18 protein-coding genes, 2 tRNA genes and 1 pseudogene are annotated in these 19,429 nt (G+C 68.0%); 16 read left to right on the top strand and 5 right to left on the bottom strand.

Annotated elements, in window-relative coordinates:
* Positions 1-23 precede the first annotated feature (23 nt).
* The 11 genes and pseudogenes from ABN034_RS10135 (at position 24) to ABN034_RS10090 (ending at position 7,831) form a co-directional block, all read left to right on the top strand.
* Complete coding sequence (locus ABN034_RS10135; RefSeq protein WP_349690735.1) at positions 24-1,232, top strand: MFS transporter; 1,209 nt, start codon at positions 24-26, stop codon at positions 1,230-1,232.
* A 110-nt stretch (positions 1,233-1,342) separates the two neighbouring features.
* A complete protein-coding gene (locus tag ABN034_RS10130) occupies positions 1,343-1,810 on the top strand; it encodes a hypothetical protein (protein ID WP_349690734.1) in 468 nt (155 codons plus the stop codon).
* An 81-nt stretch (positions 1,811-1,891) separates the two neighbouring features.
* Positions 1,892-2,131, top strand: coding sequence for a hypothetical protein (locus ABN034_RS10125; protein WP_349690733.1), 240 nt, complete (start codon positions 1,892-1,894; stop codon positions 2,129-2,131).
* A gap of 88 nt (positions 2,132-2,219) precedes the next feature.
* A complete protein-coding gene (locus tag ABN034_RS10120) occupies positions 2,220-2,504 on the top strand; it encodes a hypothetical protein (protein ID WP_349690732.1) in 285 nt (94 codons plus the stop codon).
* Positions 2,497-4,056: an FtsK/SpoIIIE domain-containing protein gene (locus ABN034_RS10115; RefSeq protein WP_349690731.1), complete on the top strand. Its 1,560-nt coding sequence runs from the start codon at positions 2,497-2,499 to the stop codon at positions 4,054-4,056. Before ABN034_RS10120 ends, ABN034_RS10115 begins: the two co-directional genes overlap by 8 nt.
* A complete protein-coding gene (locus tag ABN034_RS10110) occupies positions 4,056-4,631 on the top strand; it encodes a DUF2637 domain-containing protein (RefSeq protein ID WP_349690730.1) in 576 nt (191 codons plus the stop codon). Before ABN034_RS10115 ends, ABN034_RS10110 begins: the two co-directional genes overlap by 1 nt.
* A complete protein-coding gene (locus ABN034_RS10105) occupies positions 4,628-4,885 on the top strand; it encodes a hypothetical protein (protein WP_349690729.1) in 258 nt (85 codons plus the stop codon). The genes ABN034_RS10110 and ABN034_RS10105 overlap by 4 nt, the downstream gene beginning before the upstream one ends.
* Positions 4,885-6,453 (top strand): replication initiator, encoded by a 1,569-nt coding sequence (locus tag ABN034_RS10100; RefSeq protein ID WP_349690728.1) that lies wholly within the window; start codon positions 4,885-4,887, stop codon positions 6,451-6,453. Before ABN034_RS10105 ends, ABN034_RS10100 begins: the two co-directional genes overlap by 1 nt.
* A gap of 2 nt (positions 6,454-6,455) precedes the next feature.
* Positions 6,456-6,668 (top strand): excisionase family DNA-binding protein, encoded by a 213-nt coding sequence (locus tag ABN034_RS10095; RefSeq protein WP_349690727.1) that lies wholly within the window; start codon positions 6,456-6,458, stop codon positions 6,666-6,668.
* A pseudogene (locus ABN034_RS34320) lies at positions 6,668-6,826 on the top strand (hypothetical protein); the annotation flags it as partial. The gene ABN034_RS10095 and the pseudogene ABN034_RS34320, both read left to right, overlap by 1 nt.
* Before the next feature lie 234 nt (positions 6,827-7,060).
* Positions 7,061-7,831 (top strand): tyrosine-type recombinase/integrase, encoded by a 771-nt coding sequence (locus ABN034_RS10090; protein ID WP_349690726.1) that lies wholly within the window; start codon positions 7,061-7,063, stop codon positions 7,829-7,831.
* A 97-nt stretch (positions 7,832-7,928) separates the two neighbouring features.
* Here the strand turns inward: ABN034_RS10090 and ABN034_RS10085 are convergent.
* Positions 7,929-8,002: transfer RNA gene (locus tag ABN034_RS10085), tRNA-Gly, on the bottom strand.
* A 278-nt stretch (positions 8,003-8,280) separates the two neighbouring features.
* Between ABN034_RS10085 and ABN034_RS10080 the strand changes: the two genes are divergently transcribed.
* Both ABN034_RS10080 and tig read left to right on the top strand, forming a co-directional pair.
* Positions 8,281-8,354, top strand: a tRNA-Pro gene (locus tag ABN034_RS10080).
* Between the two features lie 194 nt (positions 8,355-8,548).
* A complete protein-coding gene (gene tig / locus ABN034_RS10075) occupies positions 8,549-10,042 on the top strand; it encodes a trigger factor (protein WP_349690725.1) in 1,494 nt (497 codons plus the stop codon).
* A gap of 28 nt (positions 10,043-10,070) precedes the next feature.
* Here the strand turns inward: tig and ABN034_RS10070 are convergent, their stop codons facing one another.
* Complete coding sequence (locus ABN034_RS10070; RefSeq protein ID WP_349690724.1) at positions 10,071-10,793, bottom strand: helix-turn-helix domain-containing protein; 723 nt, start codon at positions 10,791-10,793, stop codon at positions 10,071-10,073.
* A gap of 229 nt (positions 10,794-11,022) precedes the next feature.
* On the opposite strand from ABN034_RS10070, the gene ABN034_RS10065 reads away from it, so the two are divergent.
* From ABN034_RS10065 to clpX, 3 genes are all read left to right on the top strand, one after another.
* Entirely contained in the window at positions 11,023-11,637 is a 615-nt protein-coding gene (locus ABN034_RS10065; RefSeq protein ID WP_349326168.1) for an ATP-dependent Clp protease proteolytic subunit, read from the top strand.
* A gap of 40 nt (positions 11,638-11,677) precedes the next feature.
* Positions 11,678-12,358: an ATP-dependent Clp protease proteolytic subunit gene (locus tag ABN034_RS10060; RefSeq protein WP_349326169.1), complete on the top strand. Its 681-nt coding sequence runs from the start codon at positions 11,678-11,680 to the stop codon at positions 12,356-12,358.
* A gap of 311 nt (positions 12,359-12,669) precedes the next feature.
* Positions 12,670-13,971, top strand: coding sequence for an ATP-dependent Clp protease ATP-binding subunit ClpX (gene clpX / locus ABN034_RS10055; RefSeq protein WP_349326170.1), 1,302 nt, complete (start codon positions 12,670-12,672; stop codon positions 13,969-13,971).
* Between the two features lie 156 nt (positions 13,972-14,127).
* Here clpX and ABN034_RS10050 read toward each other — a convergent pair whose 3' ends face one another.
* The 3 genes from ABN034_RS10050 to ABN034_RS10040 all read right to left on the bottom strand — a co-directional run bounded on the left by ABN034_RS10050 (position 14,128) and on the right by ABN034_RS10040 (position 19,212).
* Positions 14,128-14,547, bottom strand: a complete 420-nt coding sequence (locus ABN034_RS10050) for an RbsD/FucU family protein (RefSeq protein ID WP_349326171.1) — start codon at positions 14,545-14,547, stop codon at positions 14,128-14,130.
* 282 nt (positions 14,548-14,829) lie between these two features.
* Entirely contained in the window at positions 14,830-16,956 is a 2,127-nt protein-coding gene (glgX, locus tag ABN034_RS10045) for a glycogen debranching protein GlgX (RefSeq protein ID WP_502879001.1), read from the bottom strand.
* A 147-nt stretch (positions 16,957-17,103) separates the two neighbouring features.
* Complete coding sequence (locus ABN034_RS10040) at positions 17,104-19,212, bottom strand: sensor histidine kinase (protein WP_349690722.1); 2,109 nt, start codon at positions 19,210-19,212, stop codon at positions 17,104-17,106.
* Positions 19,213-19,429: the final 217 nt, after the last annotated feature.

Below are 19,429 nucleotides of genomic sequence, written 5' to 3'. Positions count from 1 at the left end.
CATCCACGCAGGAGACCCAGCCCATGCCTACGACCCGGCGTGGGTTGGGTCTCCTGTTGGCGTCGACCGGGGTGGCGATCACCGGTCAGGGGATGGTCACGGCTGCCGCCCCGCTGTTGGCGGCCTCGCTCACCAGGGACCCGTTTGCGGTGTCGGCCGTGACGGCTGCGTCGTACGCCGCATGGCTCATCGTCGGGCTTCCAGCCGGCGCTCTCGTGGATCGATGGCCACGACGAGCTGTCCTGGTGTCGACCGATCTGGCTCGTGCAGTCGTCCTCGGCGTCCTGGCGCTCCTGATCGCCACCGGGTACGCGTCGGTCCCCGCGCTGATCGTCGCCGTTTTCCTCGTCGGAGTCGGAAGCTGCTTCTTCGACCCCGCCGCTCAGGCCGCGATTCCGGCGGTCGTGGGTCGCGACAAGACGGCCCTGACACACGCCAACGGGAAGATGTGGGCGCTCGACACCTTCGGACGATCGTTGGCTGGTCCGCCCCTTGGTGCGGCGACTTTCGGTGTCGCGGCGGCCTTGCCGTTCGGGTTGGATGCGGGCGCATTCTTGGCGTCGGCGGTGCTGCTGCTGGGCCTTCCTCGGTTGAACAGCTCCCCACCGACGAACGGCTGTCACCAGGCGATCCTTCCGGCGATCCGCGCGGGACTGGTCTTCCTCTTCACGCACGCTGAGCTGCGGTTGCTCGCGTTTGGGATGGCGGCCTACAACCTGGCGTACAACATCGCGTTTGCGACCCTGGTTCTCTTCGTTCAGGACCGGCTGCACCTTGGCGACCTGGGCTTCGGACTCCTCCTCGCCGTGATGGCTGTTGGTGGCATTGCGGGTGGCTGGGTCGCTCCACGCATCGCCACGCACGTCCCTGCAAGGGTGGTCTACGCCGGCGCCTTGGCCGCACAAGGCCTCGCATGGGCAGCCGTACTACTCAGCGCCAACGTGTGGGTCTCGTGCGCTGCGCTTGCCCTCGTCGGCCTCGCATCGACGACCGTCAGCGTCGTCGGCGGTGCAGCGCGACAACTCCTCACGCCTGACGAGATGCTCGGTCGCATGGTCTCGGCAACCCGGCTACTCGGTATCGGGGCCGCTGCCCTTGGTGCGCTGATCGGTGGCGCTGTGGCGTCCCTGTGGGGGATCGCGGCGCCATTCGTAGGCGCGGCAGCACTCCTCACGGTCTTCTGTGCCCTCTTCATCGCGAGCGTGGCGACCAGGCCGTCGTCCGCCGAGTAGCCGCAACGCTTCCAGCTCTTTCTGGATCTTCCGCGCGTCTCCACTTGCACCGGAATATTCACTGATGCATAGTGGTTATGCACGAGTGAATCGAGAGGAAGGTGCAGACGATGGCGGTGCCGAACAGGTTCGACATCAGGAACCAGGATGCGTTCCCGCATGGGACCTTCGCGTTCTTGGCGACGGAGGTGAAGCCGGCGCGGGACTTTGAGGCGTCGACGCCTGGCAATGAGGTGCAGGCGAGGGATGAGAAGGGCACGGGGCTGCCTTTGTGGACCTTCGATGTGCTGGACGCGGACCCGGCTGCGCAGGGCAAGAACGCGGCGATCACGGTCCGGATCGCCTCGGAGTACATGCCGACGTTGCCGGAGGCGCCTGCTGGGTCGCCGGTTCGTCCGGTGGAGTTCGAGGGTCTGACGGCGACGCCGTATGTGGACTCCCAGCGCTGTAACGGCAACAGCCAGCGCTGCCGGTCGCGGCTGGCGTGGTCGTTCCGTGCGACGGGGATCCGTGCGCCTGAGCCGAAGAGTGCGGCGCGTGGTCCGGCGTCGAAGGCCGCTCGTGAGCAGGCGGCCTGATGAGCCTGGCGTGGGGGCGGTGCTGGCTGGACACCCGCCGCTCCCACGCCTTCCAACCCCGAACCGATCGGAGGTCCCTCGATGAGCAACGGGTACACGGCGGGCGCGGTTCGCGCGCTTGAGGAGGCCGTGGAGTGCGAGCACGACTTTGCCGGCTGGCTGGCCTCCGTCCTGGCGACGGTGGCAGCTGGGAAGGGCTCAACCTACGCCGTGGTCGCTGGTCGCCCGGGTAGCTGGGAGGCCGACCTGGTGCTGCGCCTGGTTCAGGGCACGGTCGGCCCCGACGACGAATACCTGACGCACTTCCGACAACACACCTGATGAGCCGGCGCGGGAGCGGTGCTGGCTGGACACCCGCCGCTCCCGCGCCTTCCAACCCCGAAACCCCTTTGGCAAGGAGTGGAGTGGCATGTCCCACCGTAGCGACCCCGCACAGTCGGGGCTGTTCGAACTACTCAAGCGTGACCCTGAGGCTGGCGTGGCCCGGTGGACGTATCCGTGCGGGCTGTGCAACGGCTTCGAAGTCGAGGAGGCCGGCGGGCTGTGCGAGACGTGCGCACCGATCCCGTTCCGTAAGCCGGTCCGTCGGCAGACCGGCGCGAAGACCCCGAAGGCGGCGATGAAGACCGCCGCCCGGCCCCGCAAGTCCCGTCGTGCGACTCGGTCCGCTGGTGGGGGTGGTCGACGTGGCTGAGGCACCGAAGGTCCGCAACGAGACCATCAAGATCGGGTTCGCCACCGTGGTTGCGATGTGGCTCGGCACCCGCCTGCTTGCGGTGTTGTGGTGGCTGGCGTCCAAGCCGGTGCTGTGGGTCGCCGGCATCACCGGCTACGGCATCTGGCGCGTCTACGACGGCTCCGGCCCATGGGCCCTTGCCGCCGGCGGCACCATCCTCACCCTCGGTCTGATCGGCTGGCGGCTCGCGCACCCTGCGTCGTTCCGTCCGATGGTCGCCTGGCCGTTCCGTGCCTGGTGGCGACGGATCTTCGTCTACTCCCGTGAGTGGCAGCCGCTCATGGCCACCCTCAAACTGTCGGCGAGGTCCTCTGGTGACGAGCTGCTCGTCCCTGCACTTGGGCGGGTGCGGTGTACGGGGACGGTGGACAAGGTGCGGGTCCGGATGCTCCCCGGCCAGGTCCTCGCTGACTTTGCGAAGAACGCGGACCGGTTCGCCGCCACCTTCCAGGCCATCGACTGCCGCGTCCGGTCGGTCCACCGGCACCAGCCGATGCGGCAGGCCGGGTTCCGGATCAACCGGGCGTTGGGTCGGATGGTCGAGGCGCCCAAGCCTCGCCCGTCCCGTGTCCTCGAGCTGTGGCTGCTCGTGGAGGACCCGCTGGAGGCCATGACCCCGCTGTACGCCGTGCCCACCAAGCCGAACCTCAAAGCCCTGCCACTGGCACTCGGGGAGGACGGGCTGACCTGGCGGCTCCGCCTGCTCGCGAACCACCTGCTCGTCATTGGTGCGACCGGCGCCGGTAAAGGCTCCGTCCTCTGGTCGATCATCCGGTCGGTCGGGCACGGCATCCGCACCGGCCTGGTGGAGCTGTGGGTGATCGACCCCAAGGGCGGGATGGAGTTCGCCGCCGGCCAGCCGCTGTATGCCCGGTACTGCTACGGCGACGACGACACCGCAGATGTGGACCGCAAGCGGGCGTATGAGATCACCTACGCCGAGTTCCTGGAAACCCTCGTCGACAAACTCCGCGACCGACAGCGCGCCCTGCGGGGGATCGTCCGGATGCACACACCCTCGGTCGGCAACCCGCTGATCGTCGTGTTCATCGACGAGTTCGCATCCCTGACCGCCTACGTCGTCGACCGGGAAGCGAAGAAGCGCATCGAAGCCGCCCTCAATCTCCTCCTGTCCCAGGGCCGGGCGGTCGGTGTGGTCGTGGTGGGGGCTGGTCAGGACGCCCGCAAAGAAGTCGTCGCCATGCGGGGGCTGTTCCCGACTCGGGTGGCGTTGCGGTTGAACGAGGCCGAAGAGACCGACATGGTGCTCGGCTCCGGCACCCGCGACCGGGGCGCCCGCTGCGAAGAGATCCCCACCGACCTGCCCGGTGTCGGCTACGTCCGCGTCGAAACCCACCCCGAACCCATCCGGGTCCGGTTCGGCTACGTCGACGACGACGAGATCGCCACCATGTGCTCCCTGTACGCACCCGGCACCGAAACCGCCCGGCTCCGGCTCGTCCCCGGCACCGGCGACGACAGCGGGGAGCCCGAGGGGGTGACCGCCTGATGGCCACCCTCACCCGACCCACCACACCACCCCGCGACGATGACCGGCAGGTCAGCAACGGACACACGCCCAACGTCGGCCAGATCGTCGACCCGCCTGCCCTGGTCTCAACCCATGAGGGTCCTTCCGCCGGCGAGGCAGTGTCGCCGTCCGGTCAACCGGCCGGTCAGGCGTCAGGTCAGCCGTCCGGGGCCCGGATGGTCGCCTGGTCCGCATTCCTACTCGGTGTCGCGGCATCGGTGGCAGCGAACGTCGCCCACGCGCAACCCCAAGCAGGGCCAAGGATCGCGGCCGCGTTCGTCCCCCTCGCCCTGCTGTTGGCTGTGGAGTGCATGAGCCGACCCCGCTGGCACCGCACCGGGACCTGGTGGGGACTGGCCCGCTACGGCGGCACCGGCCTCGTCGCCCTGGTCGCCGCCGTCATGTCCTACCGCCACATGCGCTCCCTGCTCATCTCCTACGGCGAAGACACCCTCAATGCCGCCATCGGGCCACTCGCCGTCGACGGGCTGATGGTCGTCGCCGGCTTCGCCCTCCTCGCCATGAACCACCCCACCCCGAAGGAGACCTCATGACCATCCGAACCCGCGTCCGTGACGACTACTGGACCGGCCTCACCATCGACGAACGCCAAGCCGTCCTCGACGGCTACGGCTGCGGCATCTGCCTCGACTTCGGCACCTTGTATGGGGTCGGGCCGTGCCCACGCTGCAACCCCGATGGCCACACCGAACACCTGCTCGCCACGGCGCAAGCCCAACTTGACACCACCTGGAACGAAGAACACGACGACACCGACGAGCTCGGCTGGCTGGGGGTGGTCGCCTGATGACGGCCCCCTACGTCCGGGCAGACGCGGTGCGGGCGGGCGCCATCCAAGCCGGGGTGTGCGTCCGCCCCCTCGTCCGTCAGCTCGTCGACACCGAGACTGGCGATACCTCGATCGTGCCGATTCCGTGCGGCTCCACCCTCGCCTCAGTGTGCGAACCGTGTGCGGACAAGGCACGCCGGCTGCGGATGCACCAATGCCGCGAAGGCTGGCACCTCGACACCGAACCCGAACGCCCGTCCAAGGATCGGTCGCTGTGGTGGCTGCGGCACTCCGAGACGTTCGGCCTCGTCGCCCTGGTCGCGGTGCTCAAGACAGCGGCCCGGCATCGTCGCAAGCGCTCCACCCGCCGGCGTGACGACGCCCCGGATCTGCCTCGCCTGCCGGTGTCAGACCGGACGATCGGTCAGACGTTCACCGGCAAGGACGGCAAGGTGTGGCGGCCCTCGATGTTCGTCACGTTCACCATGCCGTCTTACGGCCGTGTCCGGCCCGACGGCAGCCCGGTCGACCCGGCGACCTATGACTACCGGCGTGCCGCGCTGGATGCGCTGCACATGCCGAAACTGTGGGACCGGCTCGTGCAGAACCTTCGCCGGGCAGTCGGCTATGACGTGCAGTACTTCGCCGCCGTCGAACCCCAGAAACGCCTTGCACCGCACATCCACGCCGCGCTCCGTGGTGCGATCCCGCGCGAGATCCTCCGCCAGGTGATCGCCGCCACCTACGCCTCCGTCTGGTGGCCGCCCCACGACCAGCTCGTCTACGGCCCGGACGACAAACACCCAGTCTGGGACAGCACGGACCAGGGGTACGTCGACCCCAACAGCGGCCGTCCACTCCAGACCTGGCACGAGGCACTCGACGACCTCGACGACCAGGGCGACGATGCCGAACCCGCACACGTGATCCGGTTCGGCAAGCAGTCCGACATGCAAGGCATCGTCGGCGGCACCCCGCAAGCCGACCGCCGCGTTGGATACCTGACCAAGTACCTCACCAAGGCCATCACCGACCCGCTCGACGACGAGGACGACGAGCTGTCGCCGGCCCGTCGGGCGCACATCGACCGGCTGCACGAAGAGGTCCGGTGGCTCCCATGCAGTCCGAGGTGCTGGAACTGGCTCGCGTATGGCATCCAGCCCAAAGACGCCGCCGACGGAGCGGCACCAGGCCACTGCCCGAACAAAGCACATGACCAGGAACACCTCGGCTGCGGGGGCCGACGTGTCCTCGTCTCCCGCAAGTGGACCGGCAAAACCCTCTCCACCCACCGAGCCGACCGACGGTCCGTCGTACGCAAGGTCCTCGAAGCCGCAGGCGTCGACCCCGGCGAAGCCGACCGCTGTTCAGCAACACAGGTCCGCGACGACGGACAACCCCGCTACCAGTGGCGGCCCGTCGACCGCGACGACCTGCCCGACTACATCGAGATCATCGCCGCATCCATCGGCGAACGACACCGCTGGCGTGCCCAGTACGAGCAGGCGAAGGAACGCGCCGGACCCAAGCCCGGCAGCAATTCGGCAACGCAGCAGGCAGTCATGGCGAACGAGAGGGGACAGTAGTCATGGAACGGCTCTTGAGCATCGACCAGGCGGCTGAGGTGCTGGGCACGACGTCCCGGTTTCCTCGCCGGCTGGTAGCTGAGCGCCGCATCAGGTTCGTGAAGGTCGGCCGACACGTGCGCATCCCGGCCGCTGCACTTCAGGAGTTCATCGACTCGGGAACAGTCGAGCCGGTGAGTGTTCGACGGTGGGGCAGCGGAAGGCGCGTGGCCTGATGCCTGGGAAGAAGGAACGACGGTTCGGGACCGTTCGGCAACTTGCCTCGGGCCGCTACCAGGCTCGCTACCGGGGCCCGGATGGGGTGCTTCGCTCGGCACCTGGGACGTTCGTTCGGAAACGGGATGCCGAGATCTGGCTCACCCGTGCCGAGGCCGATATGCATCGCGGCCTGTGGGCTGATCCGAAGGCTGGGGACGTCCCGTTCCTCGAGTATGCAGAGGCGTGGATCACCGAGCGGCCGAAGCTGCGTCCGCGAACTGTGACCTTGTACCGCTCGCTCTTGGTCCTGCACCTTGGCCCGACCTTCGGCTCCGCCCCGCTAGCGGGCATCACGTATGCGAACGTCAGGGAGTGGCGCTCAGGAAGGTTGGCAGCAGGTGTCGGAGAGGTGACACTTGCGAAGGCGTATCGGCTCCTCCAGGCGATCATGAACACGGCCGTCGAGGATGAGCTGATACGCCGGAACCCCTGCCGGATCAAGGGCGCGGGTGTTGAGCGGAGCCCGGAGCGGCCGGTGGCGTCGATCGATCAGGTGTACGCGATCGCGGATGAGATCCAGCCGCGTTATCGGGCGTTGGTTCTCCTGGCGACGTTCGCAAGCTTGCGGTGGGGCGAGCTGCTCGCGTTGCGCAAGTCCGACGTGGATCTCGACGAGTTGACCGTCCGGGTGACCAAGGCAGTTGTTGAGGACCGAGGTCGGCTCACCCTGGGCAGCACCAAGTCTTTCGCCGGCACGCGGGTCGTGTCGATCCCGTCGGTCGTCATCCCTGACATCCGGTCACACATCAAGTGGTTCGCTGAGGCTGGTCCGAGTGGCCGCATGTTCGTCGGTCCGAAGGGCGCAACCCCACGTCGGTCGAACTTCAACCGGATCTGGCAGAAGGCCACGAAGGCTGCCGGGGTCGAGGGTCTCCGTTTGCATGATCTTCGCCACACCGGGAACACCCTGGCCGCTATGACCGGCGCCACGCTTCGGGAGCTGATGGAGCGGGCTGGGCATTCGAGCAGTCGAGCCGCGCTCGGTTACCTCCACGCAGTGAAGGATCGCGACCGCGCGATCGCGGATGGCCTCAGCGCCCTTGTTCGGAGCGGTCGGTCGGGTCAGGGGTCGACAAAGAAGCCCGTCCCAAGGCGGGGCAAGAGGCGTGGCACCGGCTGACGGTGTGGCACGTATGTGGCACGGGCCACGTCGAGGGATCGAGATGTCAAAGACCCCAGGTCGGGGGAGTGGGCCTCTGACCTGGGGTCCTGTCGTGTGGAGCGGGTGACGGGAATCGAACCCGCATGGCCAGCTTGGAAGGCTGGAGCTCTGCCATTGAGCTACACCCGCGTGGTGCCGGTCCATGGTCCCATGAGTATCCCTCCGACGTCGCATGAGATCACTCTCAGGCGATCCTCGGAGAAGGCGTACCGTCGCACGACCGTAGTCCGACCAACCGGCGGTGCGTGCCCGTGTCGAGCCGGTGGACTAAACTCCGGGCGGCACCGCGAGGCCAGCGTAGTGCCCGCCGGCTCCGACCCGTTCGGGGTGGGTGGATTGTCACATCCCACGACCCAACCGGCCTCGGCCGGCGGGACTGGCCGACGCCTGGGCGTGGGAGGTGACACCGGGGAGTGGCGCAGCTTGGCAGCGCGTCGGCTTTGGGAGCCGAAGGCCAGGGGTTCAAATCCCCTCTCCCCGACAAGGCGGCCGGCCTCCACCTCGGCCACTCAGCGGGTGCGCGAGGAAGAGGCGCCGCCGTGGGGCGTACACTGCGTCGCGCACCGGGATCGGCCCGAGCGGGCCACGTCCCGTGACGCGCCCGCGATCGTCTGCATGAGGCATGCGGGTGTCCCAGGCCACGTGCTCACGCCCATTCCGAGGAGATCCACGATCGTGAAGAGCGCCGTCGAGACCCTGAGCCCGACCCGGGTCCGGCTGACCGTCGAGGTGCCCTTCGAGGAGCTCAAGTCGAGCCTCGACAACGCCTACCGGGAGATCGCCCGACAGGTGACGATCCCCGGGTTCCGGAAGGGCAAGATCCCACCCCGGATCATCGACCAGCGGGTGGGACGCGGACTGGTCCTGGAGCAGGCGGTCCAGGACGCGATCCCGCGGCTCTACGTTGACGCCCTCCAGGAGAACAAGGTCGAGCCACTCGGCCGCCCGGAGGTCGACGTACCGGAGATCGCTGACGGTGCCGACCTGAAGTTCACCGCCGAGGTCGACGTCAAGCCGGAGATCACGCTCCCCGAATATCACGGGCTGGAGCTGAGCGTCGACGACGCCGAGGTGACCGACGAGGACGTCGAGGAACAGGTCAACTCGCTGCGTGAGCGGTTCGGTTCTCTCACGACGGTCGAACGCGCCGCCGGTGACGATGACTACGTGACGATCGACCTGTCCGCCACCAAGGACGGCGAGGAGCTCGAGGACGAGGAGTCGAGCGGAGTCAGCTACCAGATCGGTAGCGGTGCGCGGCTCGAGGGACTGGACGACGCCGTGAAGGGCCTGCAGGCTGGCGAGTCCGCGACCTTCAGCACTCAGCTGGTCGCAGGCGACCACGCGGGCGAGGACGTCGAGGTGACCGTGACGGTGACCGCCGTCAAGGAGCAGCAGCTCCCCGACCTCGACGACGACTTCGCCCAGCTCGCGAGCGAGTTCGACACCCTGGACGAGCTGCGGGCAGATCTCAGCGACCGCATCGAGCGTTCGAAGCGGATCCAGCAGGCGCAGGCCGCGCGTGACGGCATCCTCGAGAAGCTGCTCGGGCTCGTCGACATCCCGCTCCCGGACGCCGCGGTCGCGACCGAGGTCGAGTCCCGCCGCGAGGCGATCGGTCAGCAGTTGGGCCAGATCGGTCTGTCGGAGGAGCAGTACCTCCAGAGCGAAGGCCAGTCCGCCGAGGAATTCGGTCAGGAGCTGGACAAGCGGGCCCGCGACTCGATGAAGGCGGAGTTCGTCCTCGACGAGGTGGCCGAGAAGGAAGAACTCTCGGTCAGCGAGGACGAGGTCAAGATCGCCATCGCGCAGCGCGCCCAGCAGTCCGGTATGAGCCCGGCGGACTACTTCAACCAGGTCATCCAGGCCAACTACTTCCAGACGTTGGTGCAGGAGGTCAGGCGGGGCAAGGCTCTGGCCCTGGTGGTCGACAACGCGGTCGTGACGGATGAGTCCGGGCGCCCGGTCGAGCTGAAGCGCCTGCAGCCGGACGGCACGCTCGCCCCGGAGGGCGAGGATGCGGCGGACGGCTCCGAGGATGCCGACGCCGCTGGCGACGCGGAGACTCCCACCGACGCTGCAGAGGACTCGACGGCGGGCAAGGGTGAGGGTGACGCCGGGACCGGAACAGACGGCGACCCGGAAGGTCAGCCAGGCTCCGGCGCCTGATCGGCGGCAGCCGCCGCGTTGGGGACGGTCACGCGTCGCCGTCCTGGTCGGGCCCTGCGGTGTTGCCGGCCCCGAGGTCGTCGTCGGTCGGTGCGCCGGGACGCAGGAACGCCTGGAGCTGGACAACCACCGGCTCGGCATCAGCTGGCGCCGAATCACCGCCTGCGGCGTCATCGTGGCGGTATCTGCCGATGAGTTCGGTGACCTGGGTGAGCACCTTCTCCAGCTCGTCGGGGGTGACACGGAGCCTGAAGTCGCTGAGGTTCGGCCGCCAGCGCTCCGGGCGGGTCGCCAGGTCGTCGAGTGCGTCCTGGATCCGTTCGGCGTACTGCAGGCCGACCGCACGGAGGTACGCGTCGCCGAGCGCGCGGTCGTCGTCGGCCGCTGGCGGGGCGTGCCGCGTGTGCCGGTGCGCAGGCCGCCACCAGCGCTCGCGGGCGGTGCCACGCTCCGCGTCCTCCACGACGAAGCCATGCGCGGCGAGCTGGCGTAGGTGGTAGCTCGTGGCGCCGGTGTTGAGCCCGAGCTGGTGCGCCAGGGTGGTCGCGGTGGCCGCCCCCGCCTCGCGCAGCAGGCCGAGCATCCGGACTCTGACCGGGTGGGCCAGGCCGCGCAGCGACCTCGCGTTGAGGAGCACCTCGCTCCTCGGGGCAAGCCCGGGCGGAAGGTCCCGCGTGGCCTCGGGCTGGACGGCCCGGACGGACTCATCGGACTGGACGGACTCATCGGGCTGGTCGGACTCGTCGGACATGCGAGGGCACCGTACGCTCGCGGAGACATGTTTGCAAACGATTCTTTGCACGTGAAGCGGCGTCCGGACCTGACGACTCTGCGCCGTGAGCGAACAGGACCCTCTCCGCGTCCGCTGCGGGGAAGCGGTTGGCTAGGGTCGAGGTCAAGTTCGAACGGTGCGACTACCGCCCACGTGCGGGCCCGATGTGTGCCACCAGACACCCACGAGACAGACCTAGGCGGAGGACGTGAACGAATACGCGGAGCGGGCGCAGGGCCACAACGGCCAGGGCGGCCTCGACGATCACATCTACCAGCGGCTCCTCAAGGAGCGGATCATCTTCCTCGGCTCGGAGGTCCGCGACCAGAACGCCAACGCGATCTGCGCGCAGATGCTCGTGCTCAACGCCGAGGACCCGGCCAAGGACATCTGGCTCTACATCAACTCGCCCGGCGGATCGGTCGACTCCGGCCTCGCGATCTACGACACGATGCAGTTCATCTCCAACGACGTCGCCACCGTGGCGATGGGCCTGGCCGCGTCGATGGGACAGTTCCTGCTGGCGGCCGGTACGAAGGGCAAGCGTTTCGCCCTGCCGCACTCGCGCATCATGATGCACCAGGTCTCGGGTGGGCTCGGTGGCACGGCGTCCGACATCAAGATCCAGGCACAGCAGAGCCTGCACCTGAAGAAGCAACTGTTCGAGCTGACCGCTCTCCACACCGGCCAGACGGTCGACCAGATCGAGGCGGACGCGGACCGCGACCGGTGGTTCACCGCCGAGCAGTCGCGGGAGTATGGCTTCATCGACCATGTGGTGAAGTACGCCGGCGAAGTCAGCTCCGTCGGACCTGTCTCCTGACACCCCGGCACGGCACCATCCCCCTGGAGGACGAACCACGATGACCAGCATCCAACCGGCCGGCGGTATCCAGCTCCCCGGACTCGCGACAGAGCCCTCGAGGCTGCCGCGGGGCGACTACTTCATCCCGCGGTGGGAGGAGCGCACCCCCTACGGTTACCGACAGATCGATCCGTACGCGAAGCTCTTCGAGGAGCGGATCATCTTCCTCGGCACGCCGATCTCCGACGACATCGCCAACGCCGTTATGGCGCAGCTAATGTGTCTGGAGTCGATGGACCCCGACCGTGAGGTGCAGATCTACATCAACTCACCCGGTGGTTCCATCACGGCGCTGACGGCGATCTACGACACGATGCGCTACATCACTCCCGACGTCCACACGGTCTGCCTCGGCCAGGCGGCTTCGGCTGCCGCCGTGCTGCTGGCCGCCGGCGCGCCAGGCAAGCGGTCGGCGCTTCCGCACAGCCGGATCGTCATCCACCAGCCCTACACCGAGGGTGGTTACGGTCAGGCGAGCGATATCGAGATCCAGGCGAACGAGATCCTGCGGATGCGCGAGATGTTGGAGACGATGATCGCCGACAACACCGGACGTCCGATCGAGGAGGTCGGACGCGACATCGAGCGCGACAAGTACCTCAGCGCCGAGCAGGCCGTCGAGTACGGCCTCATCGACGAGGTGCTGGTCAGCCGCAAGAAGAGCCTGGTCGAGGTCTGAGGACCAAGCCAGGCTCCAGCGCCGGCTTTGTGGGGTACTGACAAGGGAGTCAACCGACGTGCCGAATGTCACGGCGGTCCAGAAGTGCCGGGACCACCCGGATTCGCCGCGTGCGTCCAGCGACGCGCGGTTGAACTCGACCGTTCGCGCCCAGAACGGAGTACCGTCGGTCTCTGTACGCTCAGAGCATGCGCGGCAACGGCTCACAAGGTCGCCGCGACACACCCTGAGGGCTGACCAGCCCGAGTCCTATGCAGGTTCGACCCCCACGCCCATGACAGTGGCGTAGCAACCGAAGGAGACGTTCCGGAGTGGCACGCATCGGTGACGGCGGCGACCTGCTCAAGTGCTCCTTCTGTGGAAAGAGCCAGAAGCAGGTCAAGAAGCTCATTGCAGGTCCGGGCGTCTACATCTGCGACGAGTGCATCGACCTGTGCAACGAGATCATCGAGGAGGAGCTCAGCGAGTCCTCGGAGGTCGGTCTGCACGAGCTTCCCAAGCCGCGGGAGATCTACGAGTTCCTCGACTCCTATGTCGTCGGGCAGGACGCTGCCAAGAAGGCGCTCTCGGTGGCTGTCTACAACCACTACAAGCGGGTGCAGTCGGGGCTGTCGGCTGCCGGGCGACACGCCCGTGACGAGCCAGTCGAGTTGGCGAAGTCCAACATCCTGCTCATCGGGCCCACCGGCTGCGGCAAGACCTATCTGGCGCAGACCCTGGCCAAGATGCTCAACGTCCCGTTCGCGATCGCCGACGCGACCGCGCTGACCGAGGCGGGCTACGTCGGTGAAGACGTCGAGAACATCCTCCTCAAGCTGATCCAGGCCGCTGATTATGATGTCAAAAAGGCTGAAACCGGCATCATCTACATCGACGAGGTTGACAAGATCGCCCGTAAGAGCGAGAACCCGTCGATCACCCGCGACGTCTCCGGCGAAGGCGTCCAGCAGGCACTGCTGAAGATCCTGGAGGGGACCACCGCGAGCGTGCCGCCGCAGGGTGGCCGCAAGCACCCGCACCAGGAGTTCATCCAGATCGACACGACCAACGTCCTGTTCATCGTGGGCGGGGCGTTCGCCGGTCTCGAGCGGATCATCGAGCAGCGGGTCGGCAAGAAGGGCGTCGGATTCTCGGCCACCATCCGGACGAAGGAGGAACGCGAGAAGGACGACGCGTTCTCCGAGGTGATGCCGGAGGACCTGTTGAAGTTCGGGCTGATCCCGGAGTTCGTCGGCCGGCTCCCGGTCGTCGCGACGGTGCAGCCGCTGGACCGGACCGCGCTGATGCGGATCCTCACCGAGCCGCGCAACGCGCTGGTCAAGCAGTACCAGAAGCTCTTCGAGCTCGACGGCGTCGAACTCGAGTTCTCTGACGAAGCGATCGAGGCGATCTCCGAGCAGGCGCTGCTTCGCGGCACCGGGGCGCGCGCGACCCGGGCGATCATCGAAGAGGTCCTGCTCAACGTGATGTACGAAGTGCCCAGCCGCGACGACGTGGCCCGGGTCATCGTCACCCGCGAGGTCGTCCTCGACAACGTGAACCCGACACTTGTCCCGCGAGAGCAGACCGGCCGCAAGCGCAGCAGCAGCGAACGCCGCGAGAAGACGGCCTGACGAGTTCGGGCTCCGTCCGGGCACGTCTGCGGGCGTGCGGTGCCCGCGTTCGGAATCTTCGTTCCTGCGTCACGACATTGGCGTAGCCCAGCGTTGGGACGGCTGTGAAGCTGGTCCGCGGGTCGACAGGAACGGGGCGCCGGAAGGTGTCCTTGCTCAGGCCGCGACGCCGATGGTGAGCAGGATGTTGGCGTACGTGCGCTGCTCGCCGGTGGCGATGACCAGCGCGACGTCCTCCGACTTCGCGGCGTCGTAGAACCCGAACCGGTCGAGCCGCTCCATCGGAGTGCCGTCGGGCAGCAGCGCCCCGAACTCGGCGAAGACCTCAGGCGTCGGGAGCTCGGGAGGTGGCTGCATGACCGAGGCGGACTCGATCGGCGTGGCGTCCACCACAGCCGCCAGAACCTCGGTGGCGTTGAGCCGACCGGGCGTGAGGTTGAGGAAGACGTGAGTCGCGTTGGGCCCGGCAGCGGTGACGAAGGGGTAGTGCCCGTCCGCGATCAGCACTCGCGAGCCATGGCCCGCCGAGGCCAGGGCGGCCAGGATCTCTGGATGGATGAGGTTGTACCGCAGCATGGCCTCGCCTCTCGATGAGTGCGGGCCCTTCTCCGCCGACCCGCACGTCCTCCGGCCTGGGACTATAACGAGCCGGAGATGTCGGTGGTTCTTGGCCCTCTCGCTCCCCTGCATGAGGGGACCCTCCCTGCGAAGCCGCGTTGGGTGAGGGTGCCCTTCGTACGAACCTGTTGGAGGGGAGTCCCCTCATGTGAGGCCGCGTTGGCGGAGGGGTCCTCTCACATGAGGGCGCATTGGCGGAGGGGCACCCGAATCCGAACCCGAACCCGGGTCGCCGGCGGGTCACTCAGCGCGGAGGAGGACGGCGCAGTGGGGTGGCAGCTCCAGCTCTTCGTAGCCGGCCAGGTGCCGCGGCACCACCGAGTCGCTGGAGTCGACGATGACGGAGTAGGCCAGCGCCCATGGCGGTCCCGGCAAGCTGACCTTGACGGCCTCCTCGCCGGCGTGGAGCCACAGCAGGAACGAGTCGTCGTGGACCGGCTCGCCTGCCGCCGTACGCCGTCCGGTGCGTTCGCCGGCCAGGAACATCCCGAGCGTCCGCAGTGACGAGTCGTGCCAGGCGGCGTCGTCCATCTCCTCACCCCATGGGCCGAACCAGCCCACGTCGCGGCGCCCGCCGGCGGGGTCGAGCGCGCCGGAGAAGAACGTCGAACGTCGGAAGACCGGGTGCTCGCGCCGGATCCGCAGCAGCGTCCGTACGACGCGGCGAAGGTCCGTCCAGCCGCCCTCGTCAGCCCAGGAGACCCAGGAGATCTCGTTGTCCTGGCAGTAGGCGTTGTTGTTGCCGCCCTGCGTACGCCCGCGCTCGTCGCCGCCGAGCACCATCGGCACACCGGCTGCGAGGACCAGGGTCGTGAGCAGGTTGCGGACCTGCCTCAGCCGCCGCGCGACCACCGCCGGGTCGTCCGTCTCGCCCTCGACACCGGAGTTGGACGACCGGTTGTCGTCGTTCCCGTCGGCGTTGTCCTCGCCGTTGGCCTCGTTGTGCTTTCGTTCGTAGCTCACGAGGTCACGCGCCGTGAAGCCGTCGTGGGACGTGACGTAGTTGATGGACGCGAAGGGGCGGCGGCCGCTGCGCCGGTAGAGGTCGCTCGACCCCGACATCCGCGACGCAAGGTCCCTGACGCCATCGGGGGAGCCGGACCAGAACTCGCGGACGGCGTCCCGGAACCGGTCGTTCCACTCCGACCACGGCGGCGGGAACGCGCCGACCTGGTAGCCGCCCGCCCCAAGGTCCCAGGGCTCGGCGATCAGCTTGACGCGACGCAGGACCGGGTCCTGGTTGACGGCCGCGACGAACGGTCCCGCCATGTCGACTCCGCCGTCGTCCCGGGTGAGCGCCGACGCCAGGTCGAACCGGAACCCGTCGACGTGCATCTCCTCCACCCAGTACCGCAGCGAGTCCAGGACCAGCCGCACGACCTCGGGATGGCGCAGGTTGAGGGAGTTGCCCGTACCGCTGAGGTCGAGGTAGTGCCGCCCCCCGTCGTCCAGCCGGTAGTAGGCGGCGTTGTGGATGCCACGGAACGACAGCGTGGGTCCGCGCTCGTCCTGCTCGCAGGTGTGGTTGTAGACCACGTCGAGCACAACTTCGAGCCCGGCTTCGTGGGCCGCCTTCACCAGCTGCTTGAACTCGGTGACCTGCTGCCCTTCGGTGCCGGCCGCGGCATATCCCCCGTGGGGCGCGAAGAACCCGAGCGTGTTGTAGCCCCAGTAGTTGGCGAGCCCACGCCCGCTCAGCATCGACTCGCTGACGAACTGGTGGACCGGCAGGAGCTCGAGGGTGGTGACGCCCAGGTCGACGAGGTAGGAGAGGACCGCCGGATGGGCCAGGCCGGCGTAGGTACCGCGAAGCTCGGGCGGGACCTCGGGGTGCAGCTTGGTGAAACCACGCACGTGAAGCTCGTAGAGAACCGTGTCACTCCACGGTACGCGGGGTCGTCGGTCATCGCCCCAGTCGAAGGACGCGTCGACGACGACTGACCGCGGCACATAGGGCGCGGAGTCCCGGTCGTCGCGGATCAGGTCGCCCTCGGCCTTGGTCGCGTGGCCGAAGATCGCTGCGTGGTCGACGAGCTCACCGTTGATCGCCCGGGCGTACGGATCGACCAGCAGTTTCGCCGGGTTGAACCGGTGGCCCGCCTGCGGATCCCACGGCCCGTAGACGCGGTAACCGTAACGCTGCCCGGGCCCGACACCGGCGATGCGGCCGTACCACGTCCCGAAGATCTGGTCGGACAAGGGAACCCGCCGTTCGGAACCGTCGGGAGCGGTGAGGCAGACCTCCACGCGTTCGGCCATGGGCGCCCAGAGGGCGAACGTCACGCCCGAGCCGTCGTACGTCGCGCCGGGTGGTGGGCAGCCGTCGGGCCACCAGAGGCCCGCTCCATTCCTCGTCACGGGCTCCATCCTTGCGGATCGGTGGGACGGAACCGATGTGGTGCCGGCGATTCGGGACACTGATACCCGCGATCGCCGGGCCGATCCGGGTGTGAAAGGGGCTGACAGGGGCGTGCGATCTCGTTCCTCGCACCCCACGGGCGCGCTCAAACCCGATCAACTTGCGAGAGGGACATGCCACTCGAGGAGGTTGCCACGCTCGCCGGACCGGACGTCGAACGAACCACCCAGATGGAGGGCGCGGGTCTTCAGCTCGGCGACGCGCGCTTCGGGCGGCGAGCCGCCGATATCGGCGCCGTCGTCGGTGACGGTGAGGACAAGCTCATCTCCGGTGACCCTGACCGTGACCTCGACCTCGGTCGGCGACAGGTGGGCGGCGGCGTTGGCGAGCGCGTCGCGCACTGCTGGAACCAGCTCGCTGCGCAGCCGCGGTGACACGCCTCGGTCGACCGGTCCACGCACGACCAGGCGTGGCGTGAAACCGAGCACGGCCCGCGCCGAGTCGATCTCGTAGAGCAGCTGTGAGCGGATGGACGCTTCGTCGCCCTCCTCGTGGTGTAAGGAAAAGATCGTCGAACGCACCTCCCTGGTCATGTCGTCGAGGTCGTCGATCGCCGCGTCGATGCGCTGCCGCACCTGCGGGTCGGTGCTCAGCCCCGCCGCGCTGTGCAGGCGCATCTCGACCGCGAACAGGCGCTGGATGACCACGTCGTGCAGGTCCGATGCGATCCGGTCGCGGTCCTCGAGCACCCGCATCCGGGCGCGGGCCTCCTGTGACTGGACGTGTTGCAGGGCGAGCGCGGCCTGGCCGGCGAACGCTTCCACCATGTCGATCTCTCGACGACCGACCCGCTCCTGTGGCGAATCACGCCGCCATCCCGCGTAGAGGATGCCGAAGACGTCGCCCGACACCACCAGCGGGATGAGCATGCCCAGGCCGATCACCGAAATGGCTTCCGCCCACTCGGGCGGGGGGTCGTACTCCGGCTCGTGGGTGAGATCGTCGCTGACGACGCGCTGGCGGGTCTCGATGACACGGGCGGCGAGGCCACGCCGGCCGATCCTGGTGCCCGCGGTCGCCTCCAGGTCGAGTCCTTCGACCACGGCGAGAACCGCGGTGTCGGGGTCGGCGGGGTCCACGGTGATCAGCCCCGCGTAGTCGGCGGCGGAAACCGCCCGGAACCGCCGGATCACCATCGGCAACGCCTCGTCGCGGTCGACGTCGTTGAGGAGCAGACGGGTCAGCCCGAACCCGGCTTCGAGCCACCGCCCGCGCCGCTCCCGGTCGTACTGGAGCCGCTGCTGGTGCAGGGCTAGTGCGGCCTGGTCGGCGAACGACTGCATGAGTTCGGCGTCCTCGATCGCGACGGCTTCGTCGGGTGAGCCTCGCCGCCAGGTGAGAGCGAGCACTCCCATCGTCTCGCCCTCGGCGGTCAGGGGCATGAACATCGCGAGGCCGACGTCTTCGGACAGGGCGGCCCAGATGGGGGTGGGGTTGTACCGCGGGTCGTCCTGCAGGTCGGTGGTGAGGATCGGCGCTCCGGTGTCGATCACGGACGCGAGGATGCTGGGGCGGCGGAGTTGGATGCTGACCGTCTCGTCGTGATCGGTCTCGATGCCGTCCATCGCCTCGAAGACGATGCGTTCCTCCGAGGCCGTGCGTTCGACGAGGGCGATCACGCCTGTGAACGCCCTGGAGACCTCCCGGATGCGACGCAGCACCAGTGGCAGCGCCTCGTCGCGACTTGCCGGGTTGAGGAGCAGGCGGGTCACCTCGGCGCCCATCTCGATCCAACGCTCGCGTCGGCGTTCCTGCTGGAACAGCCGCGAGTTCTCGATCGCTATGCCTGCCGCCTCGGCGAGTGCGGTCACGGCGGCCTCGTCCGCGGCCGAGAACTCGCGCGCGGACCTCTTGTTGGCGAGGTAGAGCAGCCCTTCGGTGTCGCCGTGCAGCTTGATGGGTACGGCGAGCAGACTGGTGATGACGGGATGGTGCTCGGGAATGCCGTATCGTGCCGGATGTGTCCTGACATCGGCGATCCGCAGGGGTCTGCCGGTCTTGCGGACAATTTTGAGAATTCCCCTGAACTGTGGTCGCTCGCCGATTTTCGCAACACGTTCCTCGGTGACACCAAAGGGGACGAATTCGAGAATCCGCTTCTCCCGCGTGACGATGACCAGAACGGCATACTTCGCGACGGTGAGCTGCGCCGCGGTTTCCACAATGCGCTGAAGGACCTGCGTCCGCTCGCTATTGTTACCCACCGTTTGTCCGCTCCATCAATGGCCATAAGCCTTGCGGCAAATAGGTCACACATCCCCTTGCGGCGAGTCCGGAACCCCGCTTTCGAAAAGCGTAGGACACATTGCGCCGCGCCGCTGCTTCGCGGGGCATGATCGCACCCTGCGAGGACAGTGCCGGCCCGCTGGAGAAGGGATCAGGCTGGCAGAGAAAGGGTCTTCCTGGCAGACAAAGGCTCGG

The organism is Actinopolymorpha sp. B11F2, from assembly GCF_040195635.1.
Classification (GTDB): Bacteria; Actinomycetota; Actinomycetes; order Propionibacteriales; family Actinopolymorphaceae; genus Thermasporomyces.
The sequence above is the reverse complement of the archived record's forward strand: the minus strand, read 5'-3'. Positions and strand labels throughout refer to the sequence as shown.

Coding starts and splice junctions, on each gene's coding strand:
- ABN034_RS10125 (WP_349690733.1), top strand. CDS start 1,892: ATGAGCAACGGGTACACGGCGGGCGCGGTTCGCGCGCTTGAGGAGGCC.
- glgX (WP_502879001.1), bottom strand. CDS start 16,956: ATGGAGCCCGTGACGAGGAATGGAGCGGGCCTCTGGTGGCCCGACGGC.
- ABN034_RS10060 (WP_349326169.1), top strand. CDS start 11,678: ATGACCAGCATCCAACCGGCCGGCGGTATCCAGCTCCCCGGACTCGCG.
- ABN034_RS10050 (WP_349326171.1), bottom strand. CDS start 14,547: ATGCTGCGGTACAACCTCATCCATCCAGAGATCCTGGCCGCCCTGGCC.
- ABN034_RS10070 (WP_349690724.1), bottom strand. CDS start 10,793: ATGTCCGACGAGTCCGACCAGCCCGATGAGTCCGTCCAGTCCGATGAG.
- ABN034_RS10135 (WP_349690735.1), top strand. CDS start 24: ATGCCTACGACCCGGCGTGGGTTGGGTCTCCTGTTGGCGTCGACCGGG.
- ABN034_RS10110 (WP_349690730.1), top strand. CDS start 4,056: ATGGCCACCCTCACCCGACCCACCACACCACCCCGCGACGATGACCGG.
- ABN034_RS10130 (WP_349690734.1), top strand. CDS start 1,343: ATGGCGGTGCCGAACAGGTTCGACATCAGGAACCAGGATGCGTTCCCG.
- ABN034_RS10105 (WP_349690729.1), top strand. CDS start 4,628: ATGACCATCCGAACCCGCGTCCGTGACGACTACTGGACCGGCCTCACC.
- ABN034_RS10100 (WP_349690728.1), top strand. CDS start 4,885: ATGACGGCCCCCTACGTCCGGGCAGACGCGGTGCGGGCGGGCGCCATC.
- ABN034_RS10120 (WP_349690732.1), top strand. CDS start 2,220: ATGTCCCACCGTAGCGACCCCGCACAGTCGGGGCTGTTCGAACTACTC.
- ABN034_RS10095 (WP_349690727.1), top strand. CDS start 6,456: ATGGAACGGCTCTTGAGCATCGACCAGGCGGCTGAGGTGCTGGGCACG.